Source organism: Hydrocoleum sp. CS-953 (genome assembly GCF_002260545.1).
Classification (GTDB): domain Bacteria; phylum Cyanobacteriota; class Cyanobacteriia; order Cyanobacteriales; family Microcoleaceae; genus Trichodesmium.
In genome coordinates this window covers 1-2,218 of sequence record NZ_LGSU01000124.1, presented here as the reverse complement: position 1 = coordinate 2,218, position 2,218 = coordinate 1, and the positions used below count along the sequence as shown (strand labels likewise).

Annotated in this window: 2 protein-coding genes; both read right to left on the bottom strand. The window is 33.3% G+C overall.

From position 1 onward, the window contains the following. Positions 1-450: 450 nt before the first annotated feature. The gene (locus AFK68_RS43955; protein ID WP_371357180.1) at positions 451-795 is read right to left on the bottom strand and encodes a nucleoside recognition domain-containing protein; all 345 of its coding nucleotides are present in this window, start codon (positions 793-795) and stop codon (positions 451-453) included. A gap of 284 nt (positions 796-1,079) precedes the next feature. Then, positions 1,080-1,913 (bottom strand): nucleoside recognition domain-containing protein (locus AFK68_RS00870; protein WP_305778116.1); only part of this gene is annotated, 834 nt, incomplete at its 3' end. Positions 1,914-2,218 lie beyond the last annotated feature (305 nt).

Below are 2,218 nucleotides of genomic sequence, written 5' to 3'. Positions count from 1 at the left end.
AAAAATTCCTGCCACATCAGCATATAGAGCAGTAGGCAAAACATATCTAATTTTGGTAATTTGAGTAGGTAGTAAATAAATAGGGAATATATCAAAAGTAGTTTCTGTATTTGAGGAAATTAGTATCAGGTTTAGGAGAGTCAAACCAGACTTTACTGTTGGCTTGAAATTCCTTTTTTTTCCAAGACCTACTTTCTGTCTTTAATCATCAAAAAATTATCCGACTAATTATTACAGAAGTAAAAATTCCTACCACATCAGCATATAGAGCAGTAGGCAAAACATATCTAATTTTGGTAATTTGAGTAGGTAGTAAATAAATAGGGAATATATCAAAAGTAGTTTCTGTATTTGAGGAAATTAGTATCAGGTTTAGGAGAGTCAAACCCAACTTTACTGTTGGCTTGAAATTCCTTTTTTTTTCCAAGACTTACTTTCTGTCTTTAATTATCAAAAAATTATCGGACTAATTATTACAGAAGTAAAAATTCCTACCACATCAGCACATAGAGCAGCAGATAAAGCATATCTAGTTTTCTTAATTCCTACACTACCAAAATAAACAGCCAATACATAAAAAGTTGTTTCTGTCGAACCCTGCATAGTTGATACTAAATAGGAGAGAAAACTTAATGGTTCATTTGTGACTATTTCCGACATAATGCCAAAAGCACCACTACCAGATAAAGGTCTAATTAATGCCATAGGTAATGCTTCTGCTGGCATTCCAATTAAATTAGTTATCGGCGATAAAATTGTCGCCATAATATCTAGTGCGCCACTAGCTCTAAACATTCCAATTGCTACAAAAATTGCCACCATAAAAGGAATTACTCTGACGGCAACTTCAAATCCAGCTTTTGCTCCTTCGGTCATTGTTTCGTAAACTTTAACTCCTCGAAAATAGCCAAAAAGTAGAAAGGAGCAAATAAGTATTGGTAATAACCAATTAGACAAACTTTGGAGAAAATTAAGACTAAAAAGATAGGGTATACCTCTGAGACTTAAGCGATAAATTACTGCACCTAAAAAAACTCCGATTAAACTGGCAAAAAGTAGTTTTCCAATTTTAGATGGTNAAGTATTGGTAATAACCAATTAGACAAACTTTGGAGAAAATTAAGACTAAAAAGATAGGGTATACCTCTGAGACTTAAGCGATAAATTACTGCACCTAAAAAAACTCCGATTAAACTGGCAAAAAGTAGTTTTCCAATTTTAGATGGTGGGGTAAGTTTTGAGATTTTTTCTTCTCTATCAAGAGAATCATTTTTATCTAAAGATTCTGGAGTAATAGATTGATTTAAACTTGGCATTGGTTGCCGACTTGCAAAAAATTTTGCTGCTACAATAGCCGCAATTGTAGAACAACAAGTGGCGATAAATGTAGGTAAAATAATATCTCCAGGATTAGTAACACCTGCACTAGCTCGAATGGTTATTACACTAATAGGAATTATCGTAACTGAAGAGGTATTTATAGCTAAAAATAAACACATTGCATCTGTGGCAGTTCCTTTTTCTGGATTTAATTTATCCATTTCTGCCATAGCTTTTAAACCCATCGGTGTCGCAGCATTTCCTAATCCTAAAGCATTAGCAGCTATATTTAAAATAATGGCAGACATAGCAGGATGGGATGCAGGTATATCTGGAAAAAGTTTCACCATTAAAGGATAGATTAAACGGGCAATTATTTTCATTCCTCCTGCTGTTTCAACTATTGAAATTATGCCTAACCATAATGCCATACTACCAATTAATCCGATAGCTAAAGTAACAGCATTTTTCGCACCTTCAAATGATGCCTCAGTTATTTCTGTCATTCTACCGTTATATGCTGCTATGACTGTAGCTGAAATTATCATAAATAGCCAAATACTATTAATAGGTGATGTTTGTGATTGATTCATTTTTAGAAAATAGGGAGTAGTGGCGTGACACACCTAAAATGTTGCAATAGTAGGGGCAGGTTTTAATGGAAATTTTCATGCTTACCCTAATATTTATATAAACCCGCCTTCATGCAAACAATTAGGTGTTTCTGTCCAGTAGGGAGAAATAAATAATTAATGTATATAGCGCGATAATTTATTGCTTATCTGTTAACTGAAATAGTCTTGATATTTGACATTAGCATTTTTTCTTCATTATTTATCATTGATCAAAGGGAATAGGGAGTAGGGAGTAGGGAGTAGGCAAAAATAATTGATTTATA

What these genes read in the sequence shown, in the direction of transcription:
- AFK68_RS43955 (WP_371357180.1), bottom strand. Translation starts at nt 795, where the DNA reads ATGTTTAGAGCTAGTGGCGCACTAGATATTATGGCGACAATTTTATCG.